Here is a 16,959-nt window from a genome sequence, read left to right as displayed (position 1 = left end):
AACCATGCAAAAACCCCTCACTTTTCTGTCGTCTTTGGCGCTTGCCGCCGCTGTGGCGCTGCCTGTGGCCGCCCAGGACGAACCGGGTCTCGACACGGTTGTTGCCACCGTCAACGACACCGAAATCACGCTTGGGCATATGATTGTCGCACGCGCCAGCCTGCCCCAGCAGTACCAACAACTGCCCGAAGATGTGCTGTTCAAAGGTCTTCTGGATCAGCTTGTGCAGCAAACAGCCCTCGCCAACAGCTTTACCGGCGAATTGCCGCCGCGCGTGACCCTGTCGCTCGAGAATGAGACCCGCTCGCTTACCGCCGGTGAGGCGATCGAAGGCGTCATGGCCGAGCCGGTCAGCGACGAAGAACTGCGAGCGGCCTATGACGCGCAATACAGCGACGCAGAGCCTGAGCCCGAGTTCAACGCCTCGCATATCCTTGTCGAAACCAAGGAAGAAGCCGACGCGATCAAAGCAGAACTCGACGGCGGCGCGGATTTTGCCGAGCTTGCCAAAGAGAAATCGACCGGCCCCTCCGGCCCCGGTGGCGGTTCCTTGGGTTGGTTCGGCCCCGGCATGATGGTGCCTGCCTTTGAAGAGGCCGTCGCGGGCATGGAAGCCGGCAGCGTGTCCGAGCCGGTGGAAACCCAGTTTGGCTGGCATGTCATCAAACTGAACGAGACACGCACCGCCGAAGCGCCCGCACTGGAAGACGTGCGTGAAGAGCTGGAAACCCAAATCCGCCAGACCAAGGTGCAAGAAGCCATCGAAAGCCTGACCGAGGCTGCCGAGGTTGACCGCAGCGCGGCCGAAGGCATCGACCCTTCCGTTCTCAACAACATCGAATGGCTGAACTAACTCATGGCTAAATCCCTGGCTGTCTCGCCGCTCGCCCCGGCCCGTTTTCCCGAACTGCCGGTTATCGACGGCGTGACTTTCGCCACCATCGCCGCAGGCGTGCGCTATCAAGGGCGCACCGATGTGATGTTGGCGAAACTGGCGCCGGGCAGCGCCGTGGCGGGGGCGTTCACACGTTCCGCCACCCGCGCGGCCCCGGTGCTGGATTGCCAGGCAAAAATCGGCGGCGCCTCGGACGAAGGCGCCGCCATTGTCGTGAACTCGGGCAACGCCAATGCCTTTACCGGGCGGGGCGGCACCGACGCGGTCGAAGCGATCACCGCCGCCGCTGCTGAGGCCTGCGGCGTGCCGCAGGCGCGGGTCTTCACCTCCTCCACCGGTGTCATCGGCGAACCCCTGCCGCATGAACGCATCACCGCCGTTCTGGGCGACCTCCATGCCCAGCTTGACCCCGCGGGCATCGAGGACGCGGCGCGCGCCATCATGACGACGGACACTTTCCCCAAAGGGGCCAGCGCCAAGGTTGAGATCGACGGCAAAACCGTCTCTATCGCGGGGATCGCCAAAGGCTCGGGCATGATCGCGCCCGATATGGCCACCATGCTGGTCTATATCTTTACCGATGCGGTGCTGGCGACGGACGAGCTGCAACAGCGCCTTTCGACCCATACCGAGACAACGTTCAACTGCATCACTGTCGACAGTGACACCTCCACCTCCGACGCGCTGATCATGGCCGCAACAGGTGCCTCCGGTGTCGATGTATCGGACAATGAAGCCTTCGACGCGGCGCTGCGGGACGTGATGATGGACCTCGCGCATCAGGTCGTCAAAGACGGCGAAGGCGCGCAGAAATTCGTCGAGGTGGCCGTAACCGGTGCCTCCAACGATGACGAGGCCAAGATCCACGCTATGGCCATCGCCAACTCCCCCCTGATCAAGACCGCAATCGCGGGCGAAGACCCCAACTGGGGCCGCGTCGTCATGGCCCTCGGGAAATCCGGTGCCGCGGCGGACCGGGACCGTTTGTCGATCCGTTTCGGCGATATCGAAGTCGCCCGCGACGGATGGCGCAGCCCCGACTACTCCGAAGAGGATGCCGCCGCGCATATGAAGGGTCAGAATATCACCATCGGGGTCGATCTGGGCCTTGGCGAGGGGCAGTGCACCGTATGGACCTGTGACCTGACCCACGGCTATATCGACATCAACGCCGATTACCGGTCCTGACCAGATGAAGACAGTACTGGTTTCCGCCGCGGCCTTGATCGACATTGATGGCCGCGTGCTTTTGACCCAACGCCCCGAAGGCAAGCCGATGGCGGGCCTTTGGGAGCTTCCGGGCGGCAAAATCGAACCCGGAGAGACGCCAGAGGCGGCGCTGATCCGCGAGCTGCACGAAGAACTGGGGATTGAGACATGGGAATCCTGTCTTGCCCCGCTGACCTTTGCCAGCCACAGCTACAGTGATTTCCACCTTCTGATGCCGCTGTTCGCCTGTCGCAAATGGGGCGGCACGCCAGTTTCGCGCGAGGGGCAGACCCTGAAATGGGTGCGCCCGAACGAAATGCGCGCCTATCCGATGCCCAAGGCAGACGTGCCGCTCATATCAATATTGCGTGATTGGCTCTAGCGGAGAGTGGCAGAATTGCACTAGTGATCGACAATCGCTCAGCATGTTGCGGATTTTTTAACCGAATGCGCACCATCCTGAGGCAGAGTTGTAACATCTGTATGAAAGGGTGCCGACATGTTGAGAACCATCGCAATCGGAAGTTCCATTTACGTTCAGGGTATCTTTGTAAGAATGTTGGCGGGCGGTCGCATGGCCGTTCAGGTCGACGGGAAGATTTTCGAAGGCAAGCCTGTCTGAAAAATCTCATCGGAACGCCTATTGAGGTGAACAAATAGGCGTTCCACCGCGTTTTCCCCGTGCATTTGGCAGGGGAACTTATGTCATCGAAGCGCGCTATCGTCATTCTGAACCGCGGTTCAGGCCGTCAAGACGGTGACCAAGCCGAAAACACGATCCGATCCGCCTTTGCGCGGCATGGGATCACGGCGGAATTCATTCACATCGACAAACGCAACGACCCTGCCGGCGCAGCGCGCGAGGCCCTGTCTAGCGGCGAGGGGATCATCGCCGTCGCGGGCGGGGATGGCACAATCTCGGGCGTATCCTCGGCCATGGTAGACCATGACTGTCCGCTCGGCATCATCCCGCAGGGCACCTTCAACTATTTCGCGCGGTCGATGGGTATTCCAGAGAACCTTGAAGAGGCGGTCGACGTCATCGCCGCTGGCGATAGCCGCCCGGTGCATGTGGCGACGATCAATGGTGAGACCTTTTTGAACAACGCCAGCATCGGCGCCTATCCCGCCATCCTTAAGACACGCGAAGGCATCTATCGCCGTTGGGGACGCAGCCGGATCGCCGCCTATTGGTCGGTGATCAAAGCCTTGATGGATTTCCGCACGTCGCTCAAATTGACCATCGTGGTCGACGGGAAAGAGAGCCAGTTGCGCACCCCGCTGGTTTTCGCGGTGAACAACGCGTTTCAACTGGATCAAATGGGGCTTGATGGGCAGGACTGCATCGCGCGCGGCGATATGGTGCTGCTGGTCGCCCCTGACACCTATCGTTTCGGCCTGCTGCGCCATGCGGTGGCGTTGGCGACAGGCCGCGCGAAACACCACACGGACTACGAAATGCTCTGCGGGTCCGAGATTGAGATACGCATGAAACAGCGCAAACGCTATGTCGCGCGGGATGGAGAGATTGCGGTGATGCGCGGCCCGTATCGGCTCGCCCGCGCCGGTTCGCCCATTCATATCTTTGTGCCCTCCACGACTGGAAAGACCGTGCGATGAGCCGCTTGATCCACCTATCCGACCTACACTTCGGCAAGGACCGCCCCGACCTTTTGGTGCCGCTCCTAGAGGCGGTGAATGGTTATGACCCCGATCTGGTGATCATCTCGGGCGACCTGACCCAACGGGCGCGGGAAAAGGAATATCGTGCCGCGCGGGTCTTTATCGACCGAATCAACGCACCGGTGCTGAGCGTGCCGGGCAATCACGATATCCCGCTGCACCGCCCCTTCACCCGCTTCTTCGCCCCGTGGCGTTATTACCGGCGCTGGATCGACCCTGATCTGACCCCAGTGCATGAAGGGGCGGATTTTGTCGCCGTAGGGATCAACACCGTCGATCGCTTCAAATGGCAGACCGGCAAACTGGGCCTGCGTCGTTTGGGCCGCGCGTGCCGCGCCCTGTCACGGGGCGGAGAAAAGACACTGCGTATCGCGGTTTGTCATCACCCGTTGGATCACCCCAACGAGACCCACAAGAAGCCCATTCCCGGTGCACAACGTGCGCTCAGGCGGCTCTTGGACTGTGGTGCGGATTTGATCCTCTCGGGGCACCTACACATCTGGCACGCGGGCACCTTTGCCCATCCCGCGCCGGAGCATGACGGTCATCTGGCGATCCAACTGCACGCGGGCACTAGCCTGTCTTCGCGCCAGCGGGGGGAGCCGAATGACTTCAACCTGATCGATATTTCGCCCCTGCACGTCAATCTGGCGCGGATCAGTTTCGATGACAGCAAGAAGGCCTTCACAAAAGCAGAGGCCCGGCAATTCGACCGGGCCTCTGGGGAATTCATCTTGTAAGCGCTTGGCTTAGGCCAAGGTGCGGGTCACTTCTTCGCGTTCGAAAATCTCGATCACATCGCCGGGGCGGATGTCTTCGTAGTTCTCGAATGCCATGCCGCATTCCTGACCGGACTGAACCTCGGGCACTTCGTCTTTGAAGCGCTTGAGCGTTTTCAGCGTGCCTTCGTGGATCACGACGTTGTCGCGCAGCAAACGCACACCGGCGCTGCGGCGGGCGACGCCTTCGGTGACCAGACAGCCTGCGACTTTGCCCACACCGGTGACCTTGAAGACTTCTTTGATACTGGCGTAACCAATGAAGTTCTCTTTGATCTCGGCGCTCAGCAAGCCGCTTGCGGCCGCTTTCACATCATCCACGAGGTCATAGATGACCGAGTAGTAGCGGATTTCGACACCCTTCTGGTTCGCCGTGTTCCGAGCCGAGGCATTGGCACGCACGTTGAAGCCCATGATCGGCGCACCGGAAGCTTCGGCAAGGCCGACATCCGTCTCGGTGATCGCGCCCACACCGGAGTGTAGAACCCGAACGCGGACTTCGTCGTTGCCGATTTTCTCCATCGCCTGAACGATCGCTTCGGCAGAACCTTGCACGTCGGCTTTGACCAAGATCGGCAGCTCGCTGACGTTCTCGTCCGCCTTGGCGTTGGCCATCAGCTGTTCCAGCGTCGTGGCGGCACCGGCAGCGGCGCGTTTGTCCTTGGCGGCCTGCGCACGATACTCGGCAATCTCACGGGCCTGCGCTTCGGTCTCGGTCACGTTCAGCACGTCACCGGCCTCGGGCGTGCCGTTGATACCCAGCACCTCAACCGGCACCGAAGGCCCGGCTTCTTTGACGCGCTCGCCTTGGTCGTTGATCAGCGCACGAACCTTACCGTACTGCTCACCCACGACGAAGATATCGCCCTGACGCAGCGTGCCGTTCTGAACCAGCACAGTCGCCACGGGGCCGCGGCCCACGTCAAGCTGCGCTTCGATCACCGCACCCACGGCGGCCCGGTTCGGGTTCGCCTTGAGTTCGAGGATTTCCGACTGCAGCGCGATGGCTTCGAGCAGATCGTCCAGACCTTGGCCTGTCGCTGCCGAAACTTCGACGTCCTGCACATCGCCCGACATCTTCTCGACGATGACTTCGTGCTGAAGCAGATCGGTACGGACCTTGTCGGCATTGGCGGCGGGTTTGTCGATCTTGTTGATTGCCACGATCATCGGCACCTTGGCCGCTTTCGCGTGGGCAATCGCTTCGATCGTCTGCGGCATCACGGCGTCATCCGCTGCAACCACCAGAACCACGATATCCGTGACCTGAGCCCCGCGCGAGCGCATGGAGGTGAAGGCCGCGTGGCCCGGCGTGTCGAGGAAGGACAGCACGGTGCCGTTGTCGGTTTTCACCTGATAGGCGCCGATGTGCTGGGTGATGCCACCGGCTTCGCCCGCCACAACCTTGGCGTTGCGGATCGCGTCCAGAAGCGAGGTTTTGCCGTGGTCGACGTGGCCCATGATCGTGATGACCGGCGGACGCGATTCCAGATCCTTCGGATCGTCCTCGACCTCTTTAATCACATCTTCGACGTCGGCGTCGGAAACGCGCACCACTTTGTGACCGAATTCCTCAATGATCAGCTCGGCTGTATCAGCGTCGATGGTTTCGTTCTGGGTCACCATCAGGCCGTTTTGCATCAGCGCCTTGACCACCGCGCCGGTCTTCTCGGCCATACGGTTGGCGAGTTCAGAGACCACGATAGCGGGCGGAAGCTGCACGTCGCGCACGATCTTTTCACGCTCGACCTGGCCACCCATCGCTTTTTGACGCGCACGTTCTTGCTTGCGCTTCATCTGCGCCATGGAGCGCTGACGACCACCTTCACCACCGGCAAGCGCCTGATTGACGGTCAGCTTGCCCGCGCGGCGGCTGTCGCCACCTTTGCTGCGCTTCTTGCTGTCGTCGCGGTCACGGTCGGTGGTTTTGCGCGGTGTCGCGGCGGGCGCAGATTTGTTGCCCGGCTCGCGTGCAGCGGCAGGTTCAGGCGCGGGGGCAGCAGCAGCCGCTTCGGCCTCTGCCTTGCGACGGGCGTCTTCCTCGGCCTTGGCTTTAAGGCTTTCTTCGCGCTCACGCTCTTCGCGTTCCTTGGCCTCAATCTCGGCCCGGCGACGCTCACGCTCTTCGGCGCGGGCTTTTTCCTCGGCTTCACGCTGCGCGGCTTCCTCGGCCTCACGGGCCTTGGCGGCCTGAACGGCCTTCAGACGGCGCTCCATCTCGGCATCGGTGATGCCTGCGGGGCGCTTCTTGGGATCGCCAATCGGCCCGGCGCCCGGACCTGTTGATTTCTGGCCACCCGGTTTGGGCACCACAACACGCTTGCGCTTGGTTTCGACCACAACGTTTTTGGTACGCCCGTGGCTAAAGCTTTGCTTTACGTTCCCCGGACGTGCGCCACCGCGCAGACCCAATGTTTTCTTGCCGTCACTATCGCTCATGAAGCTCGTCTATCCTTTCGGATGGCCGTTGCCACCCTCGTTTACGCGCACGCCTTTAAGTCTACCGGCTTCCTCTACAACACGTTGCGTGAGTCCACCAGAGGCGAGCGCCCCATGTATCACAGTTTGGCGACCGAATGCCAAACCCAATTCATCGGCTGTCAACCAACCGATGTAATGACCATAGTGTGGGGTGCTCAGCTTGGATTTACCGCGCCCTGACCCATCTACGGCCTGTATCAATACTTCGGCCTCTTCGGTTTGCAACCAACCCTTGACCTTTTCGTAACCGGCGACCGCCTTGCCCGCCTTGCGCTGGAGCGAGATCAACTCGACCACCCGGCGCGCCAACTGCTGCTCGACCTCGTCGACCAGCCCGTCGGGCAGGGTGACCAGCTGTTTCGCCGAGCGGGAAAAGGCCTTTTTCTTGATGGCCAATTCCAGCGCCGCACGATCCGCCGCGACATAGATGCCCCGACCCGGCAGTTTACCCAGAATATCCGGGTAAACCTGATTGTCCGGGCCGACCACGAAACGGATCAACCCGTGTTTCGGCTGCACCTCGCCCGTGGCGATGCACTTGCGTTCCGCACCGTCTGAGCGGTCATTCGAGGCGCCACCGCGTCCCATGTGCAACCCCCGAGGCCCGCTCAGGCCTCGGCCTCCTCGGCGGTTTCGCCGTCTGTTTCTACGTCGTCTTCTTCCGCATCGTCCTCAAGCTCGGTCGGGTCGACCCAGCCCAGCATGACGCGGGCGGTCATGATCATGGCCTGCGCATCTTCGAGGCTAACATCGAAGGGCTCAAGCGCGCCGTCGTCTTTGACACGCTCGCCGTTGACCGTGGTCCAGCCGCCAGCCAGTTCCCAATCGGCACAGGTGGCGAAATCTTCCAGCGTTTTGACGTCGTCCTTGGCCAGCGCTTCTATCATTTGGGGGGTCAGCCCCTCAAATTCAACCAGGCTGTCTTCGACACCCAATGCGCGGGCGTTATCAAGCGCCGCTTTGTTCTGCGCTTCGAGCACGTCACGGGCGCGGGCCTGCAACTCACCCGCCGTGTCTTCGTCCACACCGTCGATGACCAGCAGCTCGTCGACTTCGACATAGGCCACTTCTTCGAGGTTGGTGAAACCTTCGGAGACCAGAAGCTGGGCAAAGAATTCGTCGAGATCGAGGTTGTCCATGAACAGCTTGGTGCGCAGTTCGAACTCGGCCTGACGGCGCTGGCTTTCCTGCTCTTCGGTCATGATGTCGATGTCGAGACCGGTCAACTGGCTAGCAAGACGCACGTTCTGACCACGGCGGCCAATGGCGAGCGACAGTTGCTCTTCGGGCACGACCACTTCGATCTTACCGGCTTCTTCGTCCAGAACCACTTTAGACACTTCCGCAGGCTGAAGCGCGTTCACAAGGAAGGTGGGCTGGTCTTCATTCCACGGAATGATGTCGATCTTCTCGCCCTGAAGCTCGTTCACGACGGCCTGCACGCGACTGCCGCGCATACCGACGCAGGCACCGACGGGGTCGATGGAACCGTCATGCGAGATCACGGCGATCTTGGCGCGCGAACCGGGGTCGCGGGCAACCGCTTTGATCTCAATGATGCCGTCGTAGATTTCCGGCACTTCCATTTTGAACAGCTCGGCCATGAATTCAGGCGCGGTGCGGCTCAGGAAAATCTGCGGGCCGCGCTGCTCGCGGCGCACGTCTTTGATGTAGACGCGGATGCGGTCGTTCGGGCGATAGCTTTCGCGGCCAATCTTCTCGTTCCGGCGCAGGATCGCTTCGCCCGCGCCCACGTCGACGATGACGTTGCCATATTCCTCGCGCTTGACCAGACCGTTGATGATGGTCCCCGCGCGGTCTTTGAATTCTTCGTACTGGCGGTCACGCTCAGCTTCGCGGACCTTTTGCAAGATCACCTGCTTGGCCGACTGCGCCGCGATGCGGCCCATTTCAACCGGGGGTACTTCTTCGACGAAAGTGTCACCAACCTTGGGGTCGGCCATGTACTGCTTGGCCTGCTCTACGGTGAACTCGGCCTGATAGTTCTCAAGCTCGTCATCCTCGACCACGGTGCGGACGCGGGTGAAGGTGGCCTTGCCGGTCTTGCGGTCGATGTCGACGCGGATGTCCATCTCGGCGCCATAGCGGGACTTTGCGGCACGGGCGAGGGATTCCTCCATCGCTTCGACGACCAGACCGGGGTCGATCATCTTTTCGCGCGCCACCGCCTCGGCGGTTTGCAACAGCTCAAGCTGGTTTGCAGATGTAATGGCCATTAGGTGTCTCCCTCAGCAGACTCTTCAGTCTCGATATCATCAAAATCGGTTTCGTCGATCGCACCAGACGCTTTGCGCTGGCGGAGCATTTCCTTGATCAGGTCGTCGGTCAGCACCAGCTTGGCATCGCTGAGCCAGTCGAACTGCAATCCGATGGTGCCTTCTTCGACGTTGATCAGCACCTCGCCACCCTCGACGCCAGCCAACTCACCCTTAAAGCGGCGGCGGCCGTCAATCAGTTCGGTCGTCTCGATCTTGGCCTCATAGCCTTCGAAGGCGTCAAAATCCTTAAGCCGCGTCAGCGGTCGGTCGATGCCGGGGCTCGACACTTCGAGCGAATACTCATCCAGGATCGGGTCTTCGACATCCAGCACGGCGCCGATGGCCTGCGAGATCTTGGCGCATTCATCCACTTCGATCCCGCCCTCGGGCCGGTCGGCCATGACTTGCAGGGTGGTGGACTTGCCCGACATCAGGCGCACGCGCACCAGTTCAAAACCCATATCCTCGATCACCGGGGTGATGATCTCGGCCAGGCGGCGGTCGATGGCGGCTTTGGCGATCAGGTCATTCGACATGAGACATCCATTTTCACTGGGCACAAAAAAACGGGCGCGCGGCCCGTTCACGAATTCGGTGGAGCCTTCGGTGTGGACCCGAAAGCGCCGCTGTTGAAGGGGATATAGGCCGAATGCGGCGAAACTGCAACCCCTCTCAGCCGAACCACCACCGCTCGGGCGCGCGCAGGTTGTCCATCGGCGCTTGCCGTCCGGGGTTCGGCGGCTGGCGCAGATCGCCTGACAGAGCGCTGACGCCACCGGCGCTATCGGCCTGAAGGGTCACATCCCCCCGGTCGCGGTAACGGGGCCGCGCCGGTAAATCCGCTGCATCAACAAGCCCTTCGCTCAGCGCCTGCGCCCGCACCTCACGGGCGGGGAGCGACACCAGTTCGACCGTATCGAACCACCCGGCGGTGCCGTCCTTGTAATGCGTCTCTACCCGTTCGGCCAAAACCTGACGTCCAGCGGAAAAGCGCCGCAGACGGTAAAGCCCCGTGCCAATCCCGGCCTCGGGCGCATGTTCGGGGCGGATCACATAGCGCGATTGCGCCAGCAAGAGCGGCAGGTCAGGATTCGCCGCCGCCAATATGACCTGCACTTGCAGATCGTCCTGAACGGCGACCTCGGCCCCGGCCAGCGGACCGCGCAGACTGGTCACCACATCGCGGGCGGTCAGGGGGCTGCCGTCGTGAAAACGCACATCGGGGCGCAGATCGAACTGCCACTGCCGGGCGCCATCGCTGGCCTGCCAACCGGTCGCCAACTCACCCTTTAGGATGCCATTGCCGGTGACTTCGGTCAGCGTGTCAAAGATCATCCCCTGCCGCGCGACCTGCATGAAGAGCCCATCGCCATGGACCCAAGTATCCTCTCGCGTGGCACCCGACAGCGCCAGCCGCAAACGGCCCCCGCGCCGGGGCGGCTCCCCCGCGCTGGCACCTGTTGCGGCCAACAGGGCCGCCGCCGCACCGGTGGTAAAAAGCGCCCGGCGATCCAGCAGAGAGTTACGCCCGCTCATCGCTGCCCGATCCTATCCATCGTGCGCACCAATTCCGCACTGATCCCCGGCTCCGACAAGGCGTGGCCCGCATCCCGGATCATCCGCAGGTCGGCATTAGGCCAGCGTTCGGCCAGCGCATAGGCCCCCGCAGGCGGGCAGATCATGTCATAGCGCCCCTGCACGATGACCCCCGGGATATGCGCAATCCGCCCCATATGTTCGAGGATCTGACCGTCGAACTCCAAAAAGCCATTGTTAGTGAAATAATGGTTCTCCAACCGCGAAAAGGCCCGCGCATAGGCCGATGGCCCGCCATGCGACACCCCATCAGAATGCACCGAGGCCAGCGCGTTTTCCCAAGCGGTCCATGCGCGGCCATAGTCCTGCTCGACCCGCAGATCGCCCGAGAACAGCCGCCGGTGATAGGCCGCGATCAGATCGTCCCGCTCATCTTCGGGGATCAGGTTCACGAAACGCGCCCACAGTTCGGGCCAGAACCGCCCGGCCCCGCCGCCGTAGAACCAATCTAGCTCGGCCTGCGTCATCAGAAAGACGCCGCGCAGGATCAGATGGCGCACCGCTTCTGGGTGTGCTTGGGCATAGATCAGCGAAAGCGTCGCGCCCCAAGAGCCGCCGAAAACCATCCATTTGTCGATGCCAAGCGTGGTGCGAATCAGTTCGATATCCGCGACCAGATGCCATGTCGTGTTGTCGGTGACCGAGGCATGCGGGGTGGAGCGCCCGCAGCCGCGCTGATCGAACAGCACCACGCGGTAAACCTTAGGGTCGAAATACCGCCGCATCGCCGGGCTGCAACCGCCACCGGGGCCGCCATGCAGCACCACGACGGGGATGCCCTCAGGGTTGCCGCATTGCTCGACATAGACCTGATGCCCCTGCCCTACGGACAGCATCCGCTGGTCGAAAGGCTCAACCGGCGGATAAAGATGCGGCATGCCGCGTTTTTGGTCGGGATACTTGTCCATTGCCGCCCTATATAGTCATTGAACCCAAAAGAGCACAGGGAGATCAGAATGCAAGCGGATCAATCAACCATCGACCCCGCCGAGATCGCCAAATTCGAAGCCATGGCCGCCGAATGGTGGGATCTGAACGGCAAGTTCAAGCCGCTGCACATGCTGAACCCCTGCCGGTTGGACTATATCACCAGCCAGATCGCGGGGGAGTTCGACCGCGATCTGACGGGCTCCGCCCCTTTTGCGGGGCTGCGCATCCTCGACATCGGCTGCGGCGGCGGGTTGCTGTCCGAACCGATGGCGCGGCTTGGGGCCGAAGTGGTGGGCGCGGATGCGGCGGCGGGGAATATCCCCGTGGCGCAGATCCACGCGCAGCAATCGGGGCTAGAGATCGACTACCGCCACACCACCGCCGAAGACATGGCCGATGCCGGTGAGAAATTCGACGTGGTCCTGAACATGGAGGTGGTCGAACATGTCGCCTCTCCAATCGACTATCTGATCGCTTGCCGTCGCCTGCTGAAACCCGGCGGGCTGCACATCTGTTCGACCCTGAACCGCAATCCAAAGTCCTTCATGATGGCGATTGTCGGGGCCGAGCATGTGATGCGCTGGCTGCCCAAGGGCACGCATGATTGGAACAAGTTCATCACCCCCGATGAGCTTTTCGACCTGCTGAGCCGCGCCGGGTTGGAGCCGGTGGATCGCAAAGGTTTCGTCTTTAACCCCGTCGCATGGTCGTGGCGGCTTTCGGATCGGGATTTAAGCGTGAACTACGTCACCGCCAGCCTTAGTCCGGGCCTCAACCCTGGCTCAACTGACGCCTGAGCGCGCGCAGGATCGGGAGCGTGGCGCGGACCTGTTCTTCGCCAAGCTCCCCCACCACGTTCGAGATCATCGGCGTGATCGCATTCACCGCCGCATCCCGCGCCTGCCGCCCTGCGGGGCTGATCGCGACCATCTTGCGCCGCGCGTCGTCCCAATCGGGGCGGATATGGACGTAACCGGCCCATTCGAGCTTGCTCAGAGTGTTGGTCATCGCCCCACGCGTGACGTTAAAGGTCTCGGCAAGTTGCGCGGGCGAGCGTTCGCCGCCGTGCCATGAAAGCGAGTTCAGCACCGAGAAATGCGAGATCTCCATCCCCCGCGGCAACACCCGTGTCAGGCGACTTCGCACCGATTGGTCCGCAGCCAGCAATTCTCCGAACAACATGATCGCAAGAGTGTTTTTATCGTCTGTCATTTTCGGTCCGGTCAGGGCGCGGCAAAGGGGCGGCGGTTGGCAAGGCTGGGCACTTTGGCGCGGACCTTGTCACATTCTTCCATGTCCATGTCACAAAAGTAAACGCCGGGGGCTGTGCCCGCATCCAACACCACCTCCCCCCAAGGCGCCACGACCAGCGAATGGCCATAGGTGTCGCGGGCCTTATGCGCGGCGCTGGCATGGGTGCCCGTCTGGGCCGGGGCCAGCACATAGCAGCCATTCTCAATCGCCCGGGCCCGCAGTAGACTGTGCCAATGCGCAGCCCCGGTGACCGGAGAGAAGGCCGCAGGCATCGTCAGGATGCGCGCGCCCGCCTCGGCCAACGCTTGATAGAGCGCCGGAAAACGCATGTCATAGCAGATCGACATGCCGATCTTGCCAAAAGGCGTCTCGGCCACCACGGCTTTGTCGCCGGGGCGATAGCCCGCGGACTCGCGGTAGCTTTCGGTCTCGTTGATATCCACGTCGAACATATGGATCTTGTCATAGCGCGCGACGATCTCTCCCTGCGGGGAAATCAGGAAAGACCGGTTGGCAAAGCGCCCGTCCCCCCCGCGCGTTTTTAGACCGAGCGAGCCGATCAGCAGCCAGATGCCCGCCTTCGCCGCCTCTTCGCGCAGGGCCGCGAGGGTGGCATCGTCTTCCTCATAGGCCAGCACCGACTGTTGATGGGATCGGCTGGTGCTGACGCAATTCGTCACCTCGGGAGTCAGGACAAACTCGGCCCCGCCCGCCACCGCCTCGCCCAGCAGAGCGCGGGTCTCGACCAGATTGGCGGCGGGGTCGTCCGAGACGTTGAGTTGCAGCAGCGCGATTTTCATCTGTCGCTCAGCAATGCATCCAGCTTGCCGGCACGGTCCAGCGCGTAAAGCTCATCACAGCCGCCCACATGCACGTCGCCGATGAAAATCTGCGGCACGGTGCGGGCACCGCTTGCCCGCTGGATCATCTCTTTCTTGCGCTCAGGCTCCGACAGCACGTCGACTTCGTCAAAGGCTGCGCCCTTCTGGGTGAGCAGACGTTTGGCGGAATGGCAAAAACCGCAGAGCGGCGACGTGTAGATTTCGACAGGTTGCATAGGATCACCCTTTGAACAGTTAACGTTGCACAGTGATCTAGGTCTCTTTGGCCACGCGCGCCAGTGCCAGCACGAAAACGGGGCCGGACCCGGCGGCCAGACAGGCCTGCGTGCAGGCGGTCAATGTGGCGCCGGAGGTAAAGACATCGTCCACCAAGATCACCGGTCGCGTTATGATACGGTGCCGCCGCCGCGGATGCACGCGGATCGCCTGTTCCAACACCCGATACCGGGCTGCACGGCCCAAACCCTCCAGCGATGGCGTATGCCGGACCCGCTGCAACAGATCGGGGCACCAGCGGTGCCCGGTTTCCGCCGACAGCGCTTTGGCCAGCAGAGCCGATTGATTGTAACGTCGTTTCAGCAAGCGCAGCCAATGCAGCGGCACTGGCGCGATCAGCGCCTCCTGCGGCAGAATGCCCTGCGCCGCTTGCGCCATCCAGCGCGCGGCGGGGCGGGCGATCTCTTGCCGGTCGCTATGTTTCAGCGCCAGAACCAGCCTGCGCCCCATATCGCGGTAGATGAGCGCCGTGCGCCCCTGCGCCCATGACCGCGGCGTGGCAAGACAGGCATCACAATGGGGTGAACCCACATCCCCGCCGCCCGGCAGGGGCACGCCGCAGGCATCGCAGACCGTTCCCCCGATGAAGGCCGTGTCGCGCCAGCAGGTGCCGCAGAGGCCGAAATCCGCATCGACAAGCCCGCCGCAGCCCAGACAGCGCGGCGGGTAGATAAGCGACACTGCTGTTTGAAGTCCCCGTGGCGGCATTCTATGTGTTCCCCATGACAGCACAGCCCAACCTGACCGACCCCAAGGCCCTCGCCCAGCACCGCGCCCGCGCGACGACACGGGGCATGTTCCTGCAACAAGCAGCCGCCGATGAGGTTCAGGATCGGCTGAGTTTGGTTAAGAAAACGTTTACCGCACCGGCCATCGTGACCGGCTTCCCCCAAGTCTGGGCAGAGGCGTTCCCCAAGGCCAAGATTGTTGCCGAGGCCGAGGTGCTCGCGCTGGAACCGCAGGCGCATGATCTGGTGATCCACGCCATGGGGCTGCATTGGGCGAATGACCCCATCGGCCAATTGATCCAATGTCGCCGCGCGCTGCGCCCCGACGGGCTGTTGCAGGCCGTGGCGCTTGGCGGGCAAACCCTGCATGAGTTGCGCGCCTGCCTTGGGCAGGCCGAAGCCGAAGTGACCGGCGGCCTGTCGCCCCGCATCGCCCCGATGGGAGAGCTGCGCGATCTCGGCGCGCTGCTGCAACGCGCGGGGCTGGCCCTGCCCGTGGCCGATAGCCAACCGCTGACCGTTGAATACCAAAACGCATGGGCCCTGATGCGCGACCTGCGCGAAATGGGAGAGACCAACGCCCTGCAAGCCCGCCTGCGTCGCCCCACGGGCCGCGCCGTGCTGACCCGCGCGACCGAGCTTTACGCCACGCATTTCACCGCCGCTTCGGGCCGGATCACGGCGACCTTCGACATGATCTTTCTCGCCGGTTGGGCACCGGACGAAAGCCAGCAGAAACCTTTGCGCCCTGGATCAGCGCAGCAACGGCTGGCAGATGCGCTGAATAGTCGCGAGGAACCCCTCCCCGATTGACCCAATCGGCAAAGCGGCTATCTCTGCGCGGATCACATGTGCGAGGAAACCCCCATGCAGGCAGCCCAGCCCCAATCCGCCCAAGCCGACGCCACCCAACCCGAACACGGCCCCACCGATCACCCGAAAGTCCCGCGTCCCAAGGTTGGTGTTCTGCTCGCCAACCTTGGCACGCCGGATGGCTATGACTATTGGTCGATGCGCCGTTACCTGAGCGAGTTCCTTTCGGACCGCCGGGTGATCGACTACAGCCCGTGGAAATGGCAACCGCTGTTGCAGACGGTGATCCTCACCAAACGCCCCTTTGCCAGCGGCGCGGCCTATAAATCCATCTGGAACGAGGCCGAGAACGAAAGCCCGCTGGCGACGATCACCAAATCGCAAACCGCCAAGATCAAAGCGGCGCTCGAAGCGCGCTACGGGGCCGATGTGATGGTCGATTACGCCATGCGCTATGGCAACCCATCGACTCGCTCCAAGGTCGAGGCGATGGTCGCCGCCGGATGCCAGAAGATCTTGTTTTTCCCGCTTTATCCGCAATATGCCGGGGCGACCACGGCAACGGCGAATGACGCTTTCTTTGCCGCTCTGGCGAAGGAAAAATGGCAACCCGCTTCGCGCACCGTGGCCCCCTATTTCGACCGGCCTGACTATATCGAAGCGCTGGCGCAATCGGTCGAGCGTTCCTATGCCGCGAAGGACAAGAAGCCCGATCTGCTGGTCTGCTCCTACCACGGCCTGCCGCAGCGCTATTTGATGGAGGGCGACCCCTACCACTGCCAATGTCAGAAAACGACGCGCCTGCTGAAAGAGCGTTTGGGCTGGCAGGACAGTGAGATCATCACGACCTTCCAGTCGCAGTTCGGCCCCGAGGAATGGCTGCAACCCTATACGGTCGAAGAGGTCGCGCGTCAGGCCAAGGCGGGCAAGAAAAGCATCGCCGTCTGCGCGCCTGCTTTCTCGGCCGATTGCATCGAAACGCTGGAAGAGATCAACGAAGAGATCAAGGAAAGCTTTGAAGAGGCAGGCGGCGAGGATTTCACCTATATTCCCTGCCTGAACGACGATGCGGCGCATATCGAAACGCTGACCACGATCATCACCGAGAACTTGGGCGGCTGGCTGGACTAAGCCCGCCTTGGGGTCGCTGCGGCGGCCCCTTTTCAGAACCTCGCGCAGAAAACAAAAAAGGCG

The 16,959-nt window shown here is 62.2% G+C and carries 18 protein-coding genes; 8 read left to right on the top strand and 10 right to left on the bottom strand.

Annotated elements, in window-relative coordinates; translation table 11 throughout:
- Window positions 1–4: 4 nt before the first annotated feature.
- The 5 genes from ACGYLX_RS07035 (at window position 5) to ACGYLX_RS07015 (ending at window position 4,527) form a co-directional block, all read left to right on the top strand.
- Entirely contained in the window at window positions 5–853 is an 849-nt protein-coding gene (locus ACGYLX_RS07035) for a peptidylprolyl isomerase (protein ID WP_394448212.1), read from the top strand.
- A gap of 3 nt (window positions 854–856) precedes the next feature.
- On the top strand, window positions 857–2,083 hold the full coding sequence (gene argJ / locus ACGYLX_RS07030; RefSeq protein WP_394448210.1) for a bifunctional glutamate N-acetyltransferase/amino-acid acetyltransferase ArgJ: 1,227 nt from the start codon (window positions 857–859) through the stop codon (window positions 2,081–2,083).
- Window positions 2,084–2,087: 4 nt separating this feature from the next.
- Window positions 2,088–2,486, top strand: coding sequence for an 8-oxo-dGTP diphosphatase MutT (mutT, locus tag ACGYLX_RS07025; RefSeq protein ID WP_394448208.1), 399 nt, complete (start codon window positions 2,088–2,090; stop codon window positions 2,484–2,486).
- A gap of 320 nt (window positions 2,487–2,806) precedes the next feature.
- Window positions 2,807–3,724, top strand: a complete 918-nt coding sequence (locus ACGYLX_RS07020) for a diacylglycerol/lipid kinase family protein (protein WP_394448206.1) — start codon at window positions 2,807–2,809, stop codon at window positions 3,722–3,724.
- Entirely contained in the window at window positions 3,721–4,527 is an 807-nt protein-coding gene (locus tag ACGYLX_RS07015) for a metallophosphoesterase family protein (protein ID WP_394448204.1), read from the top strand. Before ACGYLX_RS07020 ends, ACGYLX_RS07015 begins: the two co-directional genes overlap by 4 nt.
- 9 nt (window positions 4,528–4,536) lie before the next feature.
- Here ACGYLX_RS07015 and infB read toward each other — a convergent pair whose 3' ends face one another.
- The 6 genes from infB to pip form a co-directional block, all read right to left on the bottom strand.
- Window positions 4,537–7,005, bottom strand: a complete 2,469-nt coding sequence (gene infB / locus ACGYLX_RS07010; protein WP_394448202.1) for a translation initiation factor IF-2 — start codon at window positions 7,003–7,005, stop codon at window positions 4,537–4,539.
- A 9-nt stretch (window positions 7,006–7,014) separates the two neighbouring features.
- The gene (locus ACGYLX_RS07005) at window positions 7,015–7,635 is read right to left on the bottom strand and encodes an RNA-binding protein (RefSeq protein WP_394448200.1); all 621 of its coding nucleotides are present in this window, start codon (window positions 7,633–7,635) and stop codon (window positions 7,015–7,017) included.
- Window positions 7,636–7,655: 20 nt separating this feature from the next.
- Entirely contained in the window at window positions 7,656–9,284 is a 1,629-nt protein-coding gene (gene nusA / locus ACGYLX_RS07000) for a transcription termination factor NusA (protein ID WP_067265353.1), read from the bottom strand.
- The gene (rimP, locus tag ACGYLX_RS06995; RefSeq protein WP_067265355.1) at window positions 9,284–9,862 is read right to left on the bottom strand and encodes a ribosome maturation factor RimP; all 579 of its coding nucleotides are present in this window, start codon (window positions 9,860–9,862) and stop codon (window positions 9,284–9,286) included. Before rimP ends, nusA begins: the two co-directional genes overlap by 1 nt.
- Before the next feature lie 136 nt (window positions 9,863–9,998).
- Window positions 9,999–10,862, bottom strand: coding sequence for an ABC transporter substrate-binding protein (locus ACGYLX_RS06990; RefSeq protein ID WP_394448198.1), 864 nt, complete (start codon window positions 10,860–10,862; stop codon window positions 9,999–10,001).
- A complete protein-coding gene (gene pip / locus ACGYLX_RS06985; protein WP_394448196.1) occupies window positions 10,859–11,830 on the bottom strand; it encodes a prolyl aminopeptidase in 972 nt (323 codons plus the stop codon). The genes ACGYLX_RS06990 and pip overlap by 4 nt, the downstream gene beginning before the upstream one ends.
- Window positions 11,831–11,878: 48 nt before the next feature.
- On the opposite strand from pip, the gene ubiG reads away from it, so the two are divergent.
- Window positions 11,879–12,649 (top strand): bifunctional 2-polyprenyl-6-hydroxyphenol methylase/3-demethylubiquinol 3-O-methyltransferase UbiG, encoded by a 771-nt coding sequence (ubiG, locus tag ACGYLX_RS06980; protein ID WP_394448194.1) that lies wholly within the window; start codon window positions 11,879–11,881, stop codon window positions 12,647–12,649.
- On the opposite strand, the gene ACGYLX_RS06975 is transcribed toward ubiG, so the two are convergent.
- From ACGYLX_RS06975 to ACGYLX_RS06960, 4 genes are read right to left on the bottom strand one after another with little or no spacing between them, the layout of a single operon-like run.
- On the bottom strand, window positions 12,624–13,064 hold the full coding sequence (locus ACGYLX_RS06975; RefSeq protein ID WP_067265366.1) for a MarR family winged helix-turn-helix transcriptional regulator: 441 nt from the start codon (window positions 13,062–13,064) through the stop codon (window positions 12,624–12,626). The genes ubiG and ACGYLX_RS06975 overlap by 26 nt on opposite strands.
- An 11-nt stretch (window positions 13,065–13,075) precedes the next feature.
- On the bottom strand, window positions 13,076–13,906 hold the full coding sequence (locus tag ACGYLX_RS06970; RefSeq protein WP_394448192.1) for a carbon-nitrogen hydrolase family protein: 831 nt from the start codon (window positions 13,904–13,906) through the stop codon (window positions 13,076–13,078).
- Window positions 13,903–14,163: a glutaredoxin 3 gene (gene grxC / locus ACGYLX_RS06965; protein WP_394448190.1), complete on the bottom strand. Its 261-nt coding sequence runs from the start codon at window positions 14,161–14,163 to the stop codon at window positions 13,903–13,905. The genes ACGYLX_RS06970 and grxC overlap by 4 nt, the downstream gene beginning before the upstream one ends.
- A gap of 37 nt (window positions 14,164–14,200) precedes the next feature.
- Entirely contained in the window at window positions 14,201–14,932 is a 732-nt protein-coding gene (locus ACGYLX_RS06960) for a ComF family protein (RefSeq protein WP_394448188.1), read from the bottom strand.
- A gap of 14 nt (window positions 14,933–14,946) precedes the next feature.
- Here ACGYLX_RS06960 and ACGYLX_RS06955 point away from each other — a divergent pair, with 14 nt between their 5' ends.
- Both ACGYLX_RS06955 and hemH read left to right on the top strand, forming a co-directional pair.
- Window positions 14,947–15,765, top strand: coding sequence for a methyltransferase domain-containing protein (locus tag ACGYLX_RS06955; protein WP_394448186.1), 819 nt, complete (start codon window positions 14,947–14,949; stop codon window positions 15,763–15,765).
- A gap of 54 nt (window positions 15,766–15,819) precedes the next feature.
- Window positions 15,820–16,896 carry a ferrochelatase gene (gene hemH / locus ACGYLX_RS06950; RefSeq protein ID WP_394448184.1) on the top strand — a complete coding sequence of 359 codons (1,077 nt, stop codon included), beginning with the start codon at window positions 15,820–15,822 and terminating at the stop codon, window positions 16,894–16,896.
- Window positions 16,897–16,959 lie beyond the last annotated feature (63 nt).

Source organism: Sulfitobacter sp. 1A13496 (assembly GCF_043557225.1).
Taxonomy (GTDB): Bacteria; Pseudomonadota; Alphaproteobacteria; order Rhodobacterales; family Rhodobacteraceae; genus Sulfitobacter; species Sulfitobacter faviae.
The sequence above is the reverse complement of the archived record's forward strand: the minus strand, read 5'-3'. Positions and strand labels throughout refer to the sequence as shown.

Bases quoted from the DNA above. Each gene is read 5' to 3' on its own strand.
- ACGYLX_RS07035 (WP_394448212.1), top strand. From the start codon at position 5: ATGCAAAAACCCCTCACTTTTCTGTCGTCTTTGGCGCTTGCCGCCGCT.
- argJ (WP_394448210.1), top strand. From the start codon at position 857: ATGGCTAAATCCCTGGCTGTCTCGCCGCTCGCCCCGGCCCGTTTTCCC.
- mutT (WP_394448208.1), top strand. From the start codon at position 2,088: ATGAAGACAGTACTGGTTTCCGCCGCGGCCTTGATCGACATTGATGGC.
- ACGYLX_RS07020 (WP_394448206.1), top strand. From the start codon at position 2,807: ATGTCATCGAAGCGCGCTATCGTCATTCTGAACCGCGGTTCAGGCCGT.
- ACGYLX_RS07015 (WP_394448204.1), top strand. From the start codon at position 3,721: ATGAGCCGCTTGATCCACCTATCCGACCTACACTTCGGCAAGGACCGC.
- infB (WP_394448202.1), bottom strand. From the start codon at position 7,005: ATGAGCGATAGTGACGGCAAGAAAACATTGGGTCTGCGCGGTGGCGCA.
- ACGYLX_RS07005 (WP_394448200.1), bottom strand. From the start codon at position 7,635: ATGGGACGCGGTGGCGCCTCGAATGACCGCTCAGACGGTGCGGAACGC.
- nusA (WP_067265353.1), bottom strand. From the start codon at position 9,284: ATGGCCATTACATCTGCAAACCAGCTTGAGCTGTTGCAAACCGCCGAG.
- rimP (WP_067265355.1), bottom strand. From the start codon at position 9,862: ATGTCGAATGACCTGATCGCCAAAGCCGCCATCGACCGCCGCCTGGCC.
- ACGYLX_RS06990 (WP_394448198.1), bottom strand. From the start codon at position 10,862: ATGAGCGGGCGTAACTCTCTGCTGGATCGCCGGGCGCTTTTTACCACC.
- pip (WP_394448196.1), bottom strand. From the start codon at position 11,830: ATGGACAAGTATCCCGACCAAAAACGCGGCATGCCGCATCTTTATCCG.
- ubiG (WP_394448194.1), top strand. From the start codon at position 11,879: ATGCAAGCGGATCAATCAACCATCGACCCCGCCGAGATCGCCAAATTC.
- ACGYLX_RS06975 (WP_067265366.1), bottom strand. From the start codon at position 13,064: ATGACAGACGATAAAAACACTCTTGCGATCATGTTGTTCGGAGAATTG.
- ACGYLX_RS06970 (WP_394448192.1), bottom strand. From the start codon at position 13,906: ATGAAAATCGCGCTGCTGCAACTCAACGTCTCGGACGACCCCGCCGCC.
- grxC (WP_394448190.1), bottom strand. From the start codon at position 14,163: ATGCAACCTGTCGAAATCTACACGTCGCCGCTCTGCGGTTTTTGCCAT.
- ACGYLX_RS06960 (WP_394448188.1), bottom strand. From the start codon at position 14,932: ATGCCGCCACGGGGACTTCAAACAGCAGTGTCGCTTATCTACCCGCCG.
- ACGYLX_RS06955 (WP_394448186.1), top strand. From the start codon at position 14,947: ATGACAGCACAGCCCAACCTGACCGACCCCAAGGCCCTCGCCCAGCAC.
- hemH (WP_394448184.1), top strand. From the start codon at position 15,820: ATGCAGGCAGCCCAGCCCCAATCCGCCCAAGCCGACGCCACCCAACCC.